The organism is Streptomyces sp. NPDC107471 (assembly GCF_055582845.1).
In genome coordinates this window covers 700,805-718,798 of sequence record NZ_JBVJPC010000002.1, presented here as the reverse complement: position 1 = coordinate 718,798, position 17,994 = coordinate 700,805, and the positions used below count along the sequence as shown (strand labels likewise).

The 17,994-nt window shown below is 71.0% G+C and carries 15 protein-coding genes; 8 read left to right on the top strand and 7 right to left on the bottom strand.

Translation table 11 applies throughout. The features are described 5' to 3' along the window. The first annotated feature begins 24 nt into the window (after positions 1-24). Positions 25-1,650, top strand: coding sequence for a chaperonin GroEL (gene groL / locus ACZ66S_RS08100; RefSeq protein ID WP_469900530.1), 1,626 nt, complete (start codon positions 25-27; stop codon positions 1,648-1,650). 84 nt (positions 1,651-1,734) lie between these two features. Here the strand turns inward: groL and ACZ66S_RS08095 are convergent, their stop codons facing one another. The 3 genes from ACZ66S_RS08095 to ACZ66S_RS08085 all read right to left on the bottom strand — a co-directional run bounded on the left by ACZ66S_RS08095 (position 1,735) and on the right by ACZ66S_RS08085 (position 4,007). Continuing rightward, complete coding sequence (locus ACZ66S_RS08095) at positions 1,735-2,424, bottom strand: ester cyclase (RefSeq protein ID WP_469900528.1); 690 nt, start codon at positions 2,422-2,424, stop codon at positions 1,735-1,737. 90 nt (positions 2,425-2,514) lie between these two features. Continuing rightward, on the bottom strand, positions 2,515-3,288 hold the full coding sequence (locus tag ACZ66S_RS08090; protein ID WP_469900527.1) for an SDR family NAD(P)-dependent oxidoreductase: 774 nt from the start codon (positions 3,286-3,288) through the stop codon (positions 2,515-2,517). Between the two features lie 50 nt (positions 3,289-3,338). After that, the gene (locus ACZ66S_RS08085) at positions 3,339-4,007 is read right to left on the bottom strand and encodes an MOSC domain-containing protein (RefSeq protein ID WP_469900525.1); all 669 of its coding nucleotides are present in this window, start codon (positions 4,005-4,007) and stop codon (positions 3,339-3,341) included. Between the two features lie 80 nt (positions 4,008-4,087). Between ACZ66S_RS08085 and ACZ66S_RS08080 the strand changes: the two genes are divergently transcribed. Further along, on the top strand, positions 4,088-4,984 hold the full coding sequence (locus ACZ66S_RS08080) for a LysR family transcriptional regulator (protein WP_469900523.1): 897 nt from the start codon (positions 4,088-4,090) through the stop codon (positions 4,982-4,984). 57 nt (positions 4,985-5,041) lie between these two features. Here ACZ66S_RS08080 and ACZ66S_RS08075 read toward each other — a convergent pair whose 3' ends face one another. Beyond that, a complete protein-coding gene (locus ACZ66S_RS08075; protein WP_007384136.1) occupies positions 5,042-5,368 on the bottom strand; it encodes a WhiB family transcriptional regulator in 327 nt (108 codons plus the stop codon). A 381-nt stretch (positions 5,369-5,749) separates the two neighbouring features. On the opposite strand from ACZ66S_RS08075, the gene ACZ66S_RS08070 reads away from it, so the two are divergent. The 4 genes from ACZ66S_RS08070 to ACZ66S_RS08055 all read left to right on the top strand — a co-directional run bounded on the left by ACZ66S_RS08070 (position 5,750) and on the right by ACZ66S_RS08055 (position 10,130). Then, entirely contained in the window at positions 5,750-6,361 is a 612-nt protein-coding gene (locus tag ACZ66S_RS08070; protein ID WP_003948568.1) for a response regulator transcription factor, read from the top strand. A gap of 285 nt (positions 6,362-6,646) precedes the next feature. After that, entirely contained in the window at positions 6,647-7,234 is a 588-nt protein-coding gene (locus tag ACZ66S_RS08065; protein ID WP_007384137.1) for a sigma-70 family RNA polymerase sigma factor, read from the top strand. 151 nt (positions 7,235-7,385) lie between these two features. After that, the gene (guaB, locus tag ACZ66S_RS08060; protein WP_469900521.1) at positions 7,386-8,888 is read left to right on the top strand and encodes an IMP dehydrogenase; all 1,503 of its coding nucleotides are present in this window, start codon (positions 7,386-7,388) and stop codon (positions 8,886-8,888) included. 117 nt (positions 8,889-9,005) lie between these two features. Beyond that, positions 9,006-10,130 carry a GuaB3 family IMP dehydrogenase-related protein gene (locus tag ACZ66S_RS08055; RefSeq protein ID WP_053847722.1) on the top strand — a complete coding sequence of 375 codons (1,125 nt, stop codon included), beginning with the start codon at positions 9,006-9,008 and terminating at the stop codon, positions 10,128-10,130. An 84-nt stretch (positions 10,131-10,214) separates the two neighbouring features. Here ACZ66S_RS08055 and ACZ66S_RS08050 read toward each other — a convergent pair whose 3' ends face one another. Continuing rightward, entirely contained in the window at positions 10,215-10,790 is a 576-nt protein-coding gene (locus tag ACZ66S_RS08050) for a hypothetical protein (protein WP_469900519.1), read from the bottom strand. Between the two features lie 123 nt (positions 10,791-10,913). Continuing rightward, a complete protein-coding gene (locus tag ACZ66S_RS08045) occupies positions 10,914-12,119 on the bottom strand; it encodes a nucleotide sugar dehydrogenase (RefSeq protein WP_469900517.1) in 1,206 nt (401 codons plus the stop codon). A 312-nt stretch (positions 12,120-12,431) separates the two neighbouring features. On the opposite strand from ACZ66S_RS08045, the gene ACZ66S_RS08040 reads away from it, so the two are divergent. Next, the gene (locus ACZ66S_RS08040) at positions 12,432-14,138 is read left to right on the top strand and encodes a glycerol-3-phosphate dehydrogenase/oxidase (protein ID WP_469900516.1); all 1,707 of its coding nucleotides are present in this window, start codon (positions 12,432-12,434) and stop codon (positions 14,136-14,138) included. A 216-nt stretch (positions 14,139-14,354) separates the two neighbouring features. Here the strand turns inward: ACZ66S_RS08040 and ACZ66S_RS08035 are convergent, their stop codons facing one another. Then, positions 14,355-15,401 (bottom strand): serine hydrolase domain-containing protein, encoded by a 1,047-nt coding sequence (locus tag ACZ66S_RS08035; RefSeq protein WP_469900514.1) that lies wholly within the window; start codon positions 15,399-15,401, stop codon positions 14,355-14,357. Positions 15,402-15,766: 365 nt separating this feature from the next. On the opposite strand from ACZ66S_RS08035, the gene ACZ66S_RS08030 reads away from it, so the two are divergent. Then, positions 15,767-17,923, top strand: a complete 2,157-nt coding sequence (locus ACZ66S_RS08030; protein WP_469900512.1) for a serine/threonine-protein kinase — start codon at positions 15,767-15,769, stop codon at positions 17,921-17,923. Positions 17,924-17,994: the final 71 nt, after the last annotated feature.

Genomic DNA, 17,994 nt, shown 5'->3' with positions numbered 1-17,994 from the left:
ATTTCCGAGAGGGCTCACGCTCCCATGGCGAAGATCCTGAAGTTCGACGAGGACGCCCGTCGCGCCCTCGAGCGCGGCGTCAACAAGCTTGCCGACACGGTGAAGGTGACGATCGGCCCCAAGGGCCGCAACGTCGTCATCGACAAGAAGTTCGGCGCTCCCACCATCACCAACGACGGCGTCACCATCGCCCGTGAGGTCGAGGTCGAGGACCCGTACGAGAACCTCGGCGCCCAGCTCGTGAAGGAGGTGGCGACCAAGACCAACGACATCGCGGGTGACGGCACCACCACCGCCACCGTGCTCGCCCAGGCGCTGGTGCGCGAGGGCCTGAAGAACGTCGCCGCGGGTGCCTCCCCGGCCGCCCTGAAGAAGGGCATCGACGCCGCGGTCAAGGCCGTGTCCGAGGAGCTCCTCGCGACCGCCCGTCCGATCGACGAGAAGTCCGACATCGCCGCCGTCGCCGGTCTGTCCGCCCAGGACACGCAGGTCGGCGAGCTCATCGCCGAGGCGATGGACAAGGTCGGCAAGGACGGTGTCATCACCGTCGAGGAGTCCAACACCTTCGGTCTGGAGCTGGACTTCACCGAGGGCATGGCCTTCGACAAGGGCTACCTGTCCCCGTACATGGTCTCCGACCAGGAGCGTATGGAGGCCGTCCTCGACGACCCGTACATCCTGATCAACCAGGGCAAGATCTCCTCGATCCAGGACCTGCTGCCGCTGCTCGAGAAGGTCATCCAGGCGGGTGCCTCCAAGCCGCTGCTGATCATCGCCGAGGACGTCGAGGGCGAGGCCCTGTCGACCCTGGTCGTCAACAAGATCCGCGGCACCTTCAACGCGGTCGCCGTCAAGGCCCCCGGCTTCGGCGACCGTCGCAAGGCGATGCTGCAGGACATGGCGACGCTGACCGGCGCCGAGGTCATCTCCGAGGAGGTCGGCCTCAAGCTCGACCAGGTCGGTCTGGACGTGCTGGGCTCCGCCCGCCGCGTCACCGTCACCAAGGACGACACCACGATCGTCGACGGCGCCGGTGACTCCGCCGCGGTCCAGGGCCGTGTCGCCCAGATCAAGGCCGAGATCGAGAACACCGACTCCGACTGGGACCGCGAGAAGCTCCAGGAGCGCCTCGCGAAGCTGGCCGGCGGCGTGTGCGTGATCAAGGTCGGCGCCGCCACCGAGGTGGAGCTGAAGGAGAAGAAGCACCGTCTGGAGGACGCCATCTCCGCGACCCGCGCCGCGGTCGAGGAGGGCATCGTCTCCGGTGGTGGCTCCGCTCTGGTCCACGCCGCCAAGGTGCTCGAAGGCGGCCTCGGCAAGACCGGCGACGAGGCCACCGGTGTCGCCGTGGTCCGCCGCGCGGTCGTCGAGCCGCTGCGCTGGATCGCCGAGAACGCCGGCCTGGAGGGCTACGTCATCACCTCCAAGGTCGCCGAGCTCGACAAGGGCCAGGGCTTCAACGCCGCGACCGGCGAGTACGGCGACCTGGTCAAGGCCGGCGTCATCGACCCGGTCAAGGTCACCCGCTCCGCCCTGGAGAACGCCGCCTCCATCGCCTCCCTCCTCCTCACGACCGAGACCCTGGTCGTCGAGAAGAAGGAAGAGGAGGAGCCGGCCGCCGGTGGTCACGGCCACGGCCACTCCCACTGAGCGAACCGCTCGTAAGGAGGCCCCCGTTCCCTCGCCCAGAGGGAACGGGGGCTTTCCCCTTCGCGGGTCACCAGGTCCGGGCCGTCACTCCCCGAGTACCCCGAGCTGCTCCATCAGCCCCGCACGGTCGTAACTCCACCATCCCTCGCAGATCCGCCCGTCCCGGAACCGGTGCCAGGTGGTCCCGGTCATGGTGACGTTCTGCCCGGTCGCCGGGACCCCCACGAACTCGCCGGTGTGCTTCCCGGCCCAGGTCCAGCGGGTGCACACCCGGTCGCCCTGGGCGATCTGGTCGTCGATCCGGAAGGTGAAGACGAAGGCCCGCCGCCACCCCTCGTACTCCTCGCGCGCCGCCGCCAGCTCCAGGTCCCCGGGGTTGGCGGGATCGTGGTCGACGTAGTCGTCGGTGAACCGCTCGAACAGCTCCGCCGTCCCGGCCCGCCCGGCCCGCGTGAAGAACTCCCGCGCGACGGCCGGATCGAGCTGCTCGTCCCGCACCACGTCCAGGTCGGTGAAGGTCGGCATCTCGTCGCACAGCGCGACCATTCCCCGGAAGATCCGCTCGGTCTCCGGCAGCCCCGAGTTCCGCATCGCCTCCTCGTACGACGGGAACTCCACGATCTCGACGAAGTGCGACGCGTCGGACCGGTCCTTGCCGACCACCGCGTGCGTCGCGGTCCGCTTCCCCTTGGTCTGCTCGACCCATGTGTCCATCAGCCGGTCCATCTCGTCGAATCGGCTGGTCCTGCAGTCGATGAGCTGTACGAAGGTCATCTCGCCACCGCCTCCGGCCCCCCTGGGCTGGGTGTCACGGCACCATTGTCCGCCCGCCGGTGCCCGGACGGCACGCGCCGGACGGGACGGTCACTGCGGCCCGTACTTCCGCCCCGTCCTCGACGTGATCCCGCCCAACAGCCCCCGGGGCGCCACCTTCACCAGCCCCATGAGCGCCTTGTACCGCGGGTCCGGGATCGACAGGGTCCTGCCGCGGGCCAGGTCGGCGAGGGCGGCGGCGACCAGCTTGTCCGCGTCGAGCCACATCCAGCCGGGGATGTTGTCCGTGCCCATCCCGGCCCGCTGGTGGAACTCGGTCCGCACGAAGCCCGGGCACAGCGCCATCAGACGGACCCCGCTGCCGGCCAGGTCCCGCGCCGCGCCCTGGGTGAACTGCACGACCCACGCCTTCGAGGCGCCGTAGGTCCCGCGGGGCAGGAACGCGGCCACCGAGGCGACGTTCACCACACCCCCGCGGCCCCGCTCCCGCATCGCCTCCGACGCCGCCGACGTCAGACGCAGCACCGCCTCGCAGTGCACCTTGAGCATCTTCAGCTCGTCCGCCATGGAGACGTCGAGATAGCGGCCCTTGTTGCCGAAGCCGGCGTTGTTGACGAGGAGGTCGACGGGCGACCTGCGGTCCGACAGGCGGGCGGCGACCGCCTCGATGCCGGGGTCCGTGGCGAGGTCGGCGGTGAGGACCTCGGCCTCGATGCCGTGCCGGTCGTGGAGCTCGGTCGCCTGTTCCTGGAGCCGCTTGGTGTCGCGGGCCACCAGCACCAGGTTGTGCCCGTCAGCCGCCAGCCGTCGTGCGAACGCGGCACCGATGCCCGCGGTCGATCCCGTAATCAATGCCGTTGTCATGGCGCAAGGTTAATGACCGGGACCGACAGCGTCCGCTTGCCCGGGGGGCGTCAGGCGCCGTGCTTGTCCACGTATTCCTGTGCCCACTTCCGCAGCTCCGGATGGAGCGCCTCGCCCGCCGCCAACAGCCTTGGCTGGAGCGGCCGTTCGGTGGTCATCGCGCGGAACGCCAGGGCGACCGTCACCTCGTGGTCCGGCCGGTGCACGATCTCGACCGGGTCCCCGGCCCGGATCTCGCCCGGCTGTATCACCCGCAGATAGGCGCCCGGTGCGCCCTTCTGCGTGAACCGCTTCACCCAGTGCCGCTCGCCCATGTGGCCCTGGAAGGTGCCGCACGGGATCCGCGCGCAGGTGATCTCCAGCACCACCTCGGGCCCGATCCGCCAGCGCTCGCCGATCAGCGCGCCGGAGACGTCGATGCCCTCGGTGGTGAGGTTCTCGCCGAACGCGCCGTCGGCCAGCGTGCGGCCCAGCTCGCCCTCCCACTCGTCCAGGTCCTCGCGCGCCATCGCGTACACGGCCTGGTCGTCGCCGCCGTGGTGCTGCCTCTTGCACACCGCGTCCCCGGCGAGCCCGCTGCCGCCGATGCCCTTGGGGCCGGGCGCGGCCACCCGCACCGGCCCCTCGACGGGCCGCTTGTCGATCCCCGTCAGGCCCTCCGGGTTGTCCGTGTACGAAACGGCCTTCGCGCCGCCGAGATTCACCGACAGAAGCTTCATGGCGGCACGGTAGAAGACCGGAGCCCAAAGGCGCCACGCATTATTCGGCACTCTGTCAAAGCTCGGCTTATCCTCGAAGGGTGATCGAGGCCCGTCATCTCCGTGTCCTGCGTGCCGTCGCCGCCACCGGCTCCTTCTCGGCCGCGGGGCGCGAACTGGGCTGCACCCAGCCCGCCGTCAGCCAGCAGATGAAGGCCCTGGAGACCTCCGTGGGCACCCCACTGCTCGTCCGCAGCGGGCGCGAGATGCGGCTGACCGAGGCGGGCCAGGCCCTGGTGCGGCACGCCTCGGGCATCCTGGCGGGCCTCACGGCGGCGGAGGAGGAGGTCGCCGCCATCGCCGGACTGCGGGCCGGGCGGGTCCGGCTCGTCTCCTTCCCCAGCGGCAGCTCCACCCTCGTCCCCACCGCCCTCGCCGCCCTGCGCGCCGCCCACCCCGGCACCCGGGTCTCCCTGGAGGAGGCCGAACCGCCGCACTCCGTCGGCCTGCTGAGGGAGGGCGACTGCGACATCGCGCTCGCCTTCCGGTACGAGGGGGCCGCGGGCGGCGACGAGTGGGACGACCTCGTCGTACGGCCCCTGCTGACCGACCGGCTCGTCGCCCTCGTACCCGAGCGGCACCGGCTCGCGCGCGCCGGGTCCGTGGCCATCGGGGAGCTCGCCGGGGAGTCCTGGATCGCCGGGTGCCCGCGCTGCCGGGGCCAGTTGGTCGAGGTGTGCGAGAGCGCCGGCTTCACGCCCCGCATCGACTTCGCGACCGACGACTACCCGGCGGTCGTCGGTCTGGTGGGCGCCGGCCTGGGGGTCGCGGTCCTGCCCCAGCTCGCCGTCGAGTCGGTACGGCCGCGGGGCGCGCGCACGGTGACGCTGGAACCGGCGGTCCGGCGGGAGATCGTCGCGCTCACCCTGCCCGACCTGGCGCAGGTGCCCGCGGTGGCGGCGACGCTGGAGCAACTCGCGCGCGCGGCCGAGCGATAGGGCGCCGGACACGAGGAAGGGCACGCGCGCGCGTGCCCTTCCAGGAGAAACGTTCCTTCAATTGTTCGATGCGCCGCTCCCGACGGATGACGCCGACACCAGCCGGTGCCGCGCCCGCCCCATGAGCTCCTCGCGCTCGTCCTCGGTCAGCCCGCCCCACACGCCGTACGGCTCTCTGACCGCGAGCGCGTGCGCCGCACACTGTGCGCGCACCGGGCATCTCATGCAGACCTCCTTGGCCGAGTTCTCGCGAGCGCTCCGGGCCGCACCGCGCTCGCCCTCCGGATGGAAGAAGAGCGAGCTGTCCACCCCGCGACAGGCGGCCAGGAGCTGCCAGTCCCACAGGTCCGCGTTCGGTCCGGGAAGGCGGGAGAAATCTGCCATTGCGTGACCCCTTGTAGCCGTTCTGGGCGGATACGGTGTCCACGACCGTACATCTACGATCTAAGGAGATGAAAATATGACTCATTGCGAATCTAGCCTCAGACACCAGGAAATGGGAAGAAAAGGGTCTGAATGGGGCATGGGTTGTGATGAAACGTTGTGGGTCCGTCGTGCATGTCTGCACCGTGTCCGCGCCCTCACGTAGAGTGCCGAAGACAGTGCGCAGCCCCGTAACTCTTTCGGGTGACCGTCGTTGAGAGTGCGGAGGCGGTTGAAACAACAAGTGCTCGGGCAGGCGTCCGAGACGGTCGACCGCACAGGTGACGATTTCGTACCAGCCTGGAGGCTCAAGGTGACGTGCATCAGCTGCGGAGGGCGGCCATGACATCCGTCCTCGTCTGCGACGACTCCCCGCTTGCCCGAGAGGCGCTCCGCCGCGCGGTCGCAACCGTGCCCGGCGTCGAGCGCGTGACGACCGCGGCCAACGGCGAGGAAGTCCTCCGCCGCTGGGGCGCGGACCGTTCGGACCTGATTCTGATGGACGTACGCATGCCCGGTCTGGGCGGCGTCGAGACCGTGCGGCGGCTGCTGTCCGCCGACCCCGGTGCCCGGATCATCATGCTCACGGTCGCCGAGGACCTCGACGGGGTCGCCCTCGCGGTCGCCGCCGGTGCGCGTGGCTACCTCCACAAGGACGCCTCACGCGCGGAGTTGCGCGCCACGGTGACGCAGGCGCTCGCCGACCCGACCTGGCGGCTCGCCCCGCGCCGGCTGCGGTCCGCGGAGATGGGCGCGGCGCCCACGCTCACAGCGCGTGAGATCCAGGTCCTCGAAGGCATGAGCCACGGCCGGTCCAACGCGGAGATCGGGCGCGAGCTGTTCCTGTCCGAGGACACCGTGAAGACGCACGCGCGGCGGCTGTTCAAGAAGCTCGGCGCTTCGGACCGGGCACACGCGGTCGCGCTCGGCTTCCGCTGGGGCCTGGTGCGCTGAGCATTCCGTCGCATGAGGTCGTGGCAAGGCTGCGGGTCATTCGTGGCTGGTCGCGCGGTTCTCCGCGCCCCTGACGGGGCGCGGCCGAGCGGCCCCTTCGACGCCCCGCTGCTTGTTTCGTGGCGGATGCCGCATCCTTGAGATGTGGAGTCTCTCGGGGACGAGTCGGTCGAGCGGAAGGGGAGGGCGCAGGGTATGGGTTCCGGCGCACCTGCTCATAACGCTTCGGTGCACAACAACCAGCGCGATGCCACGGATCCAACGACGCCAGGGCACCATGGACCGATGCGTGACGACGAGGCGGCTCATCCCCATGGGGCGATCGGTGCGCTCGTCCACAGCGCGGTGGAAGGGGACGAGCAGGCCACGCACGACCTGCTCGCCCATGTCCACCCGCTGGCCCTGCGCTACTGCCGCACCCGGCTGTCCCGTCTCCCGGGTGACGCCCGGCACTTCGTGGAGGACCTCGCGCAGGAGGTCTGCGTAGCCGTCCTCCTCGCCCTGCCGCGCTACCGCGACACCGGGCGCCCCTTCGAGGCGTTCGTCTTCGCCATCGCCGCGCACAAGGTCGCCGACCTGCAGCGGGCCGCCATGCGTCATCCCGGTTCGACGGCGGTCCCCTCGGACGAGATGCCCGAGCGGCCGGACGACTCGCTCGGCCCCGAGGAGCGGGCGCTGCTCAGCAGTGACGCCGAGTGGGCCAAGAAACTCCTGGCCAACCTCCCCGAGAACCAGCGCGAGCTGCTGTTGCTGCGGATCGCCGTGGGGTTGACGGCGGAGGAGACGGGTCAGATGTTGGGAATGTCACCCGGTGCGGTCCGTGTGGCCCAGCACCGGGCCCTGAGCAGACTGCGGGCGCTGGCCGAGCAGTAGGGCGCGCTCCCCTGGACGGCCGGCACGCCGTTTCCGTACGAACATACGAAGCCCGGAGCGGGTCCGCACCGTGGAATCCGTGGAATGTGACACCCCTGCTTCCCGTTAGCATGGACATCCGCACCGATCAAGGCCATTTGGGGAAGGTGTCATGACTGCAAACGTCGACGGAGTGCCCGGTAAATTCGCGACACTCGGGCTGACCTACGACGACGTGCTGCTGCTGCCGGGAGCGTCCGAAGTGCTCCCCAACGCGGTCGACACCTCGTCCCGCATCTCCCGCAACGTCCGGGTCAACATCCCGCTGCTCTCGGCCGCCATGGACAAGGTGACCGAATCCCGCATGGCGATCGCGATGGCCCGCCTCGGCGGCGTCGGCGTGCTGCACCGCAACCTCTCCGTCGAGGACCAGGTCAACCAGGTCGACCTGGTGAAGCGGTCCGAGTCCGGCATGGTCACCGACCCCATCACCGTGCACCCCGAGGCGACGCTCGCCGAGGCCGACGCGCTGTGCGCCAAGTTCCGCATCAGCGGCGTCCCGGTCACCGACCCGGCCGGCAAGCTGCTCGGCATCGTCACCAACCGTGACATGGCCTTCGAGTCCGACCGCAGCCGCCAGGTGCGCGAGGTCATGACGCCGATGCCGCTGGTCACCGGCCAGGTCGGCATCTCCGGCACCGACGCGATGGAGCTGCTGCGCCGCCACAAGATCGAGAAGCTTCCCCTCGTCGACGAATCGGGCGTCCTCAAGGGCCTCATCACCGTCAAGGACTTCGTCAAGGCGGAGAAGTACCCCAACGCCGCCAAGGACGCCGAGGGCCGGCTGCTCGTCGGTGCCGCCGTCGGCGCCAGCCCCGAGGCCCTGGAGCGGGCCCAGGCGCTCGCCGAGGCCGGAGTGGACTTCCTGGTCGTCGACACCTCGCACGGCCACAACAGCAACGCCCTGAGCTGGATGTCGAAGATCAAGTCGAGCGTCGGCGTCGACGTGATCGGCGGCAACGTCGCCACGCGTGACGGCGCCCAGGCGCTCATCGACGCCGGTGTCGACGGCATCAAGGTCGGTGTCGGACCGGGCTCCATCTGCACGACCCGTGTCGTCGCCGGTATCGGCGTCCCGCAGGTCACCGCGATCTACGAGGCCTCCCTCGCGGCCCGCCCGGCCGGCATCCCGCTGATCGGCGACGGCGGCCTGCAGTACTCCGGCGACATCGGCAAGGCGCTCGCCGCCGGTGCCGACACCGTGATGCTGGGCTCGCTGCTCGCGGGCTGCGAGGAGTCCCCCGGCGAGCTCCAGTTCATCAACGGCAAGCAGTTCAAGTCGTACCGCGGCATGGGCTCACTCGGTGCCATGCAGTCGCGCGGCCAGGCGAAGTCGTACTCGAAGGACCGCTACTTCCAGGCCGAGGTCGGCTCCGACGACAAGCTCGTGCCCGAGGGCATCGAGGGCCAGGTGCCCTACCGCGGCCCGCTCTCCAGCGTCCTGCACCAGCTCGTCGGCGGGCTGCGCCAGACCATGGGCTACGTGGGCGCGGCCACCATCGACGAGATGGAGTCCAAGGGCCGCTTCGTGCGGATCACCTCGGCGGGGCTCAAGGAGTCCCACCCGCACGACATCCAGATGACGGTCGAGGCGCCGAACTACAGCCGCAAGTGAGCCTTTGCTGACAGCCACGCGCGCGTGAGGGCGGCCCCGGAGCATCCGGGGCCGCCCTTGTCGTACCCGTCGGGGATACTGGAAGGCGCTGCAACGCATCAGGGAAAGGCCACACACGTGACTGAGATCGAGATCGGGCGCGGCAAGCGCGGCCGCCGGGCGTACGCCTTCGACGACATCGCCGTCGTCCCCAGCCGTCGTACGCGCGACCCGAAGGAGGTCTCGATCGCCTGGCAGATCGACGCCTACCGCTTCGAGCTGCCGTTCCTGGCCGCCCCCATGGACTCGGTCGTCTCCCCGGCCACCGCGATCCGCATCGGCGAGCTCGGCGGCCTCGGCGTGCTGAACCTCGAAGGCCTGTGGACGCGGTACGAGGACCCGCAGCCGCTGCTCGACGAGATCGCCGGGCTGGACGTGGACGCCGCGACCCGCCGCCTCCAGGAGATCTACTCCGCCCCCATCAAGGAGGAGCTGATCGGGCAGCGCATCAAGGAGGTGCGCGACTCGGGCGTGGTCACGGCGGCCGCGCTCTCCCCGCAGCGCACGGCGCAGTTCTCCAAGGCGGTCGTGGACGCGGGCGTCGACATCTTCGTCATCCGCGGCACGACGGTCTCGGCGGAGCACGTGTCGGGTTCGCACGAGCCGCTGAACCTGAAGCAGTTCATCTACGAGCTCGACGTCCCGGTGATCGTCGGCGGCTGCGCCACGTACACCGCGGCCCTGCACCTGATGCGCACCGGCGCGGCGGGCGTCCTGGTCGGCTTCGGCGGCGGCGCAGCGCACACCACGCGCAACGTCCTGGGCATCCAGGTCCCGATGGCGACCGCGGTGGCCGACGTGGCCGCGGCCCGGCGCGACTACATGGACGAGTCCGGTGGCCGGTACGTGCACGTGATCGCCGACGGCGGTGTCGGCTGGTCCGGCGACCTCCCCAAGGCGATCGCCTGCGGCGCGGACGCCGTGATGATGGGCTCCCCGCTGGCCCGCGCCACGGACGCGCCGGGCCGCGGCCACCACTGGGGCATGGAGGCCGTCAACGAGGAGCTGCCGCGCGGCAAGAAGGTCGACCTCGGCACGGTCGGCACCATCGAGGAGGTCCTGACGGGCCCGTCGCACATCCCGGACGGCTCGATGAACTTCTTCGGCGCCCTGAAGCGTGCCATGGCCACGACCGGCTACAGCGAGCTGAAGGAGTTCCAGCGCGTCGAGGTGACGGTCGCGGACTCACAGCACAAGCGCTAGGGCTCACGACGGCCCGAGGGCCGGCCACCCCGGACGGGGTGACCGGCCCTTTCCGTGTCCCGGGGTCGTCCGGTACCGGCAGCGTCAGTGCGCCGCCTTCTTGGCGCCGGTGAAGGCGACGTACGCGGCGATCGCGAAGAACAGGAACGTCAGCGGGTCGGAGTCCGCCTTCCAGGCCTCCTGGAGGATGTCGAAGTGCTGGAAGAAGAGTTCGCTGAAGCTGAGCGGGGTCTCCTTGGCGCCGATCATGGCTTCGCCCACAAGCTGGCCGATGTAGACGGAGCCCAGCGACAGGACCGCACTGGCGACCGGCAGCACGGGGTTGCGGCCACCGAGGCGCCCTGCGGCGAGGCCGACCAGGAAACCGACGCCGACCGCCGCCCAGCCGATCTCGTGCTTGGTCAGGCCGATGATCGCGCCGTAGACGCCGGCGGCGACCACGGCGGCGACGAAGGCGGCCACCAGACCGAGGCCGAGGTTGTCACGCACCGGAGCGGGAGCGGGGACGGCTCCGTACGGGAGCCCCGGTGCCGGAGGCGGGGGTACGGTGCCCGGCTGCGGGGCGGACGGAGCGTCGGCCGGCTGCTGCGCGTACGGGTTGCCGGCGACCGGCTCGGGCTGGGCCGGCGGCTGGGCAGGCGGTGGAGCTGACTGGCTCATGACAGAAATCCCCCCACGGGATGGAACGAGCGGAATGGTGAAACAGAGAAGCGTGCGCACGACTGTGCGACGAGTGAGGGGAGATTAACAGGTGGGTCCGACACAGCCACCTGCGTTTTGGCGTCAGAGGCGGTGCGCCGCGCCCGTCGGTGTGGCACCCCGTGTGTCCAGCAGGAGCTGGGCCTTCACGGAGAGGCCCTGGAGGTCGTACGTCCGGTGCTGTTGGAGCAGGATCGTCAGGTCCGCGTCCGCCGCCGCCTCGTAGAGGGAGTCCGCGCGGGGGACCGGGCGGTCAAGGACGCTCCAGGACGGGACGTGGGGGTCGTGGTAGCTGACCGAGGCGCCGAGTTCCATGAGGCGTACGGCGACCTCCTGGGCGGGAGTGGCCTGCTGGTCGGCGAGGTCGGGCTTGTAGGTGACGCCGAGGAGCAGGACGCGGGCGCCCCGCGCGGACTTGCCGTGCTCGTTGAGGAGGGCCGCGGCGCGCTGGACGACGTAACGCGGCATCTGGTCGTTGACCTGCCGGGCGAGTTCGACCATGCGCAGGGAGCGTCCCGCGCTGCTGACGTCCCGGGGGACCGCGTGGCCGCCGACGCCCGGGCCGGGGCGGAAGGCCTGGAAGCCGAAGGGCTTGGTCTCCGCGCAGCGGATGACGTCCCACAGGTCGACACCGAGGTCGTGGCAGAGGACGGCCATCTCGTTGACGAGGGCGATGTTGACGTGGCGGTAGTTGGTCTCCAGGAGCTGGACGGTCTCCGCCTCGCGCGGGCCACGCGCGCGTACCACCTTGTCGGTGAGGCGCGAGTAGAAGGCCGCGGCCGACTCCGTGCACGCGGGCGTGAGGCCGCCGATCACCTTGGGGGTGGTGGCGGGCGTGAAGTCGCGGTTGCCGGGGTCGACGCGGGTGGGGGAGTAGGCGAGGTGGAAGTCGCGGCCCGCGCACAGGCCCGAGCCCTCTTCGAGGAGCGGGCGCAGGAACTCCTCGGTGGTGCCCGGCGGGACGGGCGACTCCAGGATGACGGTGGTGTGCGGACGCAGGTGGGTGCTCAACGTGCGGGCGGCCGCCGCCACCTGGCTCAGGTCCAGCCCGCCGTCCGGGCCCGCCGGGGTCGGCGCACAGATGACCGCCGTACGGACGCGGCCGAGTTCGGCCGGGCCCGCTGCCGTCCGGAAGCCCCCCGAGAGCATCCGGCGCAGTTCGGCGGGGCTGAGGGAGCCGGCCTCGGGGCCGGTGCGGTAGCCGAGGGTGGAGATGCCGGCGGCGACAGCGGCCTGGGCCAGGGGCAGTCCGTAGGGACCGAGTCCGATCACGGCGAGATCTGCGGGCATGGCGTGGGCCGTCCTTCCCAGTAACCGAAGCGGGACAGGTGCGCAAGCCCTGTGGACTGGACGAGCGAGCGCAATGTCAGACTAGGAGTAAATATGACCGAAATACGGGATTGATTCCGTGTGTCTTCCTGTGGGGTTGTGCGCTTCGCTCTGCGCAGCCGTGAAAGTTATCCACAGGCTGAGGGCGACTGGTGGCTGAAGTCGGGCAACCCGGTCAGAATTTGGGCATGGGGGATACGGACCGGGCCACTCCTCGAAGAAGATCCGGCCCTCGACGGTGACCGGTGTGATCTACAGCGGGAGGCAGCAGTGGTGAGGACGGCGACACTGGGGCCGGCGCAGCGCGCCGAGTCACTGGCGGCGATGGCCGAGCGCGAACTGGACATCCTGGTGGTGGGAGGGGGCGTGGTCGGTGCGGGCACCGCGCTCGACGCGGTCACCCGGGGCCTGTCCGTGGGGCTGGTCGAGGCGCGTGACTGGGCGTCGGGCACCTCCAGCCGCTCCAGCAAACTGATCCACGGCGGCCTGCGCTACCTGGAGATGCTCGACTTCGCCCTCGTGCGCGAGGCGTTGAAGGAGCGCGGGCTGCTGCTGGAGCGGCTCGCCCCGCACCTCGTGAAGCCGGTGCCCTTCCTGTACCCCTTGCAGCACAAGGGCTGGGAGCGCTGGTACGCCGGCTCGGGCGTCGCGCTCTACGACACCATGTCGATGGCCCGGGGACACGGCCGGGGGCTGCCCCGGCACCGGCACCTGAGCCACCGTCACGCCCTGCGTGTCGCGCCCGCCTTGCGGAAGGACGCGCTGGTCGGGGCATTGCAGTACTACGACGCCCAGATGGACGACGCCCGCTTCGTGGCCACCCTCGTGCGCACCGCGACCGCCTACGGCGCGAGGACCGCCAACCGCGCGCGGGTGACCGGGTTCCTGCGGGAGGGCGAGCGGGTCGTCGGGGCCCGGGTGCAGGACGTCGAGGCGGGCGGCGAGTACGAGATCCGCGCCAAGCAGGTCGTCAACGCGACCGGGGTGTGGACCGACGACACCCAGGCGATGGTCGGCGAGCGGGGGCAGTTCCACGTCCGCGCCTCCAAGGGCATCCACCTCGTCGTGCCCAAGGACCGCATCCACTCCTCGACCGGGCTGATCCTGCGCACCGAGAAGTCCGTGCTGTTCGTCATCCCCTGGGGCCGGCACTGGATCATCGGCACCACCGACACCGACTGGGACCTCGACAAGGCCCACCCGGCCGCCTCCAGCGCGGACATCGACTACCTCCTGGAGCACGTGAACTCCGTGCTCGCGGTACCCCTGACCCGGGACGACGTCCAGGGGGTGTACGCGGGACTGAGGCCCCTCCTCGCCGGGGAGTCGGACGCCACCAGCAAGCTCTCCCGCGAGCACACCGTGGCGCACCCGGTGCCCGGGCTCGTCGTCGTGGCGGGCGGCAAGTACACGACCTACCGGGTGATGGCCAAGGACGCCGTCGACGAGGCGGTGCACGGACTCGACACCCGGGTCGCCGAATGCGTCACGGAGGACGTACCGCTGCTGGGCGCCGAGGGCTATCGGGCGCGGTGGAACGCGCGAGCGCGGATCGCGGCACGCACCGGGCTCCATGTCGTCCGGGTCGAGCACCTGCTGAATCGGTACGGCAGCCTCGCGGAGGAGGTCCTCGACCTCATCGCCTCCGACGCCACGCTGGGCGAGCCGTTGCAGGCCGCCGAGGACTACCTGCGTGCGGAGATCGTGTACGCCGCCTCGCACGAGGGCGCCCGGCACCTGGACGACGTGCTGACCCGGCGCACCCGTATCTCCATCGAGACCTTCGACCGGGGCGTGCGCTCCGCCCGTGAGGCCGCCGAGTTGATGGCGCCGGTGCTGGGCTGGGACAAGGACCAGATCGAGCGCGAGGTCGAGCACTACGAGAAGCGGGTGGAGGCGGAGCGCGAGTCGCAGCGGCAGCCCGACGACCTGACGGCGGACGCGGCGCGGCTGGGGGCGCCGGACATCGTGCCGTTGTAGGGCGCGGTGGTTCGCCGAACAGCCGGGCCTTCTTGGTCCTGCGCTGCGAGGCGGTGGGCCGCGGTTTGCCGGGGTGAGCCTAGGTTCGCTGGTGGTGGGCCGAGGTTCGCCGGCAGTGGACCACGATTCGCCGGTGGTGGGCTGCGGTTCGGCTCACCACCGACATCACTCGAACGAGTGTCGTGAGCCGGGATCTCCGTTCGGAACCCGGTCGTTCTACGGGGTGCGGGGGCAGAACTCGGCGGTGAGCAGGGCCGGTTCGAGGTCGGGGTCCGCCACCGACGTCGTGTTCACACGGAAGGTGAGGACGCGACGGCCGCCGACCGTGGCCGCGGTGCGCACATAGCTGCCGGTGATCCGGCCGTTGTGTCCCCACACCGTCGTGCCGCACGGCAGTTTCACCGGGAACAGCCCCATGCCGTACCGGCCGTGTGCGGCGCGGGTGGCCGTCATCTCGTGCAGCCAGTACGGGGACAGCAGGCGGCCGCCGAGCAGGGCAGCGTAGAAGAGGTCCAGGTCGGCGAGGGTGCTCACCAGCTCGCCCGCGGCCCCGGCCACCCGCGGGTCGAGCGCGGTGACGTCGGAGCCGGCGGTGGTGTAGGCGCGGCCGTGCGGGGAGGGGAGGGAGGCGCGAGAACCAGGGAAGGAGGTGCCCGTCAGACGCAGCGGGGCGATGATCCGCCGCTCGGCCTCGGTGGCGTAGGAGTCACCGGTGACCTGCTGGATCACCATGCCGAGCACGACGTAGTTGGTGTTCGAGTAGGAGTAGCGGCCGCGGTCGGCCGGAGGGTGGGTGAGCGCGACACGGACGGCTTGAAGGGGAGTCAGGGGGACCAGGCCCCGGGTGTCGGTGGTGAAGTCGCGCAGGCCGCTGGTGTGGGTGAGCAGGGCGCGCAGGGTCAGCGCGCGACCGTCGTTGCCCGCTCCGCGCACCAGGCCCGGCAGGTGCTGCTCCACCGTGTCGGACAGCTTCAGCCGGTGTTCCGCGGCCAGTTGAAGGACGACCGTCGCGATGAAGGTCTTGGTGACGCTGCCGGCGCGGAAGTGGTCGGCGCGGGCGATTCCCGGACCCGCCTCGGCGTAGCGGGTGCCGCTCGGCTCCCGGGCGAGGAGTGCCGCGGCGGGAGCGCCGCCCCGCGCGACCAGCAGCGGTAGCAACGCGTCGGTGGGCGGGGGTGCCGCGGGGGCCGGGGATGCCGCCGGGGCCAGGGCGAGCAGGACCAGGGCGACCGGGAGGGCCAGTAGTGCCCGAAGTGGCGTCATCCCGGATCCTCCCTTGTCAGGGCCATCATGCAGGCTCGCGGAGCTGCCGTGTCACCTGGCCGTGCGGCGGATCTGTGGAGGATGCGTGCCGTGCTGCCGGAGGTTGGCCGGCGGTGGGTGAGAGGGCCCCCCGGGGGCACCTGGAAGAAGGAGGGCGAAGGCCGGTCGGTGACTCAGGGAGGTGCGGTAGCTGTGAGCGGGCGGGAACTGTGCGTCGAGGGTGGCCGTGGGCCGGCGGGACCTGTGCGCCGACCTCGCCGGGCCGTGCCGCGGGCGAGGCGAAGTCAGGGGCACCCTGAGGCGTCGGGCACTTGTCGGGTGAGGGACAATGGAGGCTCTGTCAGGGCGGGTTCATGAGGGGACGCATGTCGGACGCGGAGCGGGCGGGAGCATCCCGGCAGGACGAGAGCGAGCGTCTCCTCGCCGGGCGGTACCGGCTGGGAGGAGTGCTCGGCCGCGGAGGCATGGGCACGGTGTGGCGCGCCGAGGACGAGACCCTGGGCAGGACGGTGGCCGTCAAGGAACTCCGGTTCCCGTCCAGTATCGACGAGGACGAGAAGCGCCGGCTGATCACGCGCACGCTGCGTGAGGCCAAGGCGATCGCGCGGATCCGCAACACCAGCGCGGTCACCGTGTACGACGTGGTCGACGAGGACGACCGGCCGTGGATCGTGATGGAGCTCGTCGAGGGCAAGTCGCTCGCCGAGGTCATCCGGGAGGACGGGCTGCTGGAGCCCAAGCGCGCGGCGGAGGTGGGCCTCGCGATACTCGACGTGCTCAGGTCCGCGCACCGCGAGGGCATCCTGCACCGGGACGTGAAGCCGTCCAACGTGCTGATCTCCGAGGACGGCCGGGTCGTGCTCACCGACTTCGGCATCGCGCAGGTCGAGGGCGACCCGTCGATCACCTCCACCGGCATGCTGGTCGGCGCGCCCTCCTACATCTCCCCGGAGCGGGCCCGTGGGCACAAGCCGGGCCCCGCGGCCGACCTGTGGTCGCTCGGCGGACTGCTGTACGCGGCGGTCGAGGGCGCCCCGCCGTACGACAGGGGCTCCGCGATCGCGACGCTCACCGCGGTGATGACCGAGCCGCTGGAGGAGCCGAAGAACGCCGGTCCGCTCAAGGACGTCATCTACGGCCTGCTCACCAAGGACCCGGCCCAGCGGATCGACGACAGCCGCGCGCGGGCGATGCTCACCGCGGTGATCCACGGGCCCGACCCCAAGAAGGCCGAGCCGGAGCCGGCGGGCGACGCGACCCGGGTGGTGCCGTTGCCGGCGCAGCCGCAGGAGCGCGCGGGGGCGGGCGCGGAGAAGCTGCGCGGGGCGCTGCGTTCCGTGCGCAAGGCCGCCGGGGCGGCGGCGACGTCCGCGGCCGCGTCCCGGGCCAAGTCCGGGGGCGGTACGACGGGTTCGGGTGCGGCAGCGACGGGTGCGCCGGCTTCGGGTGCGTCAGCTTCGGGTTCGGTCGGCGGGAAGGTGCCTGCCCAGGCCTCCGGGCCTTCGGCGACTCCGGCCTCCGCGGCTTCTCCGGCTTCTGCGACTTCTCCGGGCTCTTCCGCGACCACCGGGTCGCAGGGGAAGAGCACCGCGGCGGCGGCCTCGACAGCGGCGTCGGCTTCGAGCGGGGCGGCCGGGGTCCGGGACGGGCAGACGCGGCAGACCGACGCGGCCTCGGGCGGGCGGAGTTCGGGATGGCCCGTGATGACACCGCCGCCGGACCTGGCGCCGAGGCCGGTGCCCCGGGCGCCGCTGACCGACGTGGTGCCGCGGCGGACGCTGGTGATCATCGCGGTGGTCGTGGCGCTGGCGGTCATCGGTGTCGTACTGGCCCTCACGCTCGACGGGGACGACGGCAGTGACGGGGCGAAGGGCGGCGGCACCAAGGTGACGGCGAGCGCGAGCGACAGCGCCGGCACCAAGGAGGACAAGAGCGGGGGCACCCGTACCGAAGGGTCCAGCTCCGGGTCCGCTTCCCAGGAGCCGGGCGCGGGGTCCTCCAACACGCCGGGCGCGGAGGAGAGCGGCCGGAGTTCGGAGGGGTCCTCCGGTTCGGGGAACTCCTCCGGTGGCGCGGCGGTGGCCTCGACGCACCAGGGGAGCCAGGGGTACCGGATCGGGCTGCCCGAGGGATGGAAGTTCCAGACGAGCAGCTCCGCGGGCGACCGGTTCACCGGCCCCGACGGGCAGAAGCTGCTCGTCGCCTGGACCAGCACGCCCAAGGGTGACCCGGTGGCGGACTGGGAGAACCAGGAGCAGGGCATGCGCCGCTCGCAGTACACCAGGATCCGAATAGCGGAGGTGGACTACCGGGGCTGGAACACGGCCGACTGGGAGTTCACCTATGTGGAGAGCGGGACGAAGTACCGGACCATCGACCGGGGATTCGTCGTCAACGACCATCTCGGATATGCCTTGATGTACACCGCGAAAGCCGCGAATTGGGGCACTGAACTGCGCAAGGACACATGGCAGACGCTCGCCGGCACCTTCGAACCGAAGTCGCGAGGCGCGGGGCGGTAAACGGTCATGTGTTTGAGCCCTGAGATATGGAATCCCCTCTTTGCGGGTTGCCTCCGGCACGTATCGTGAGT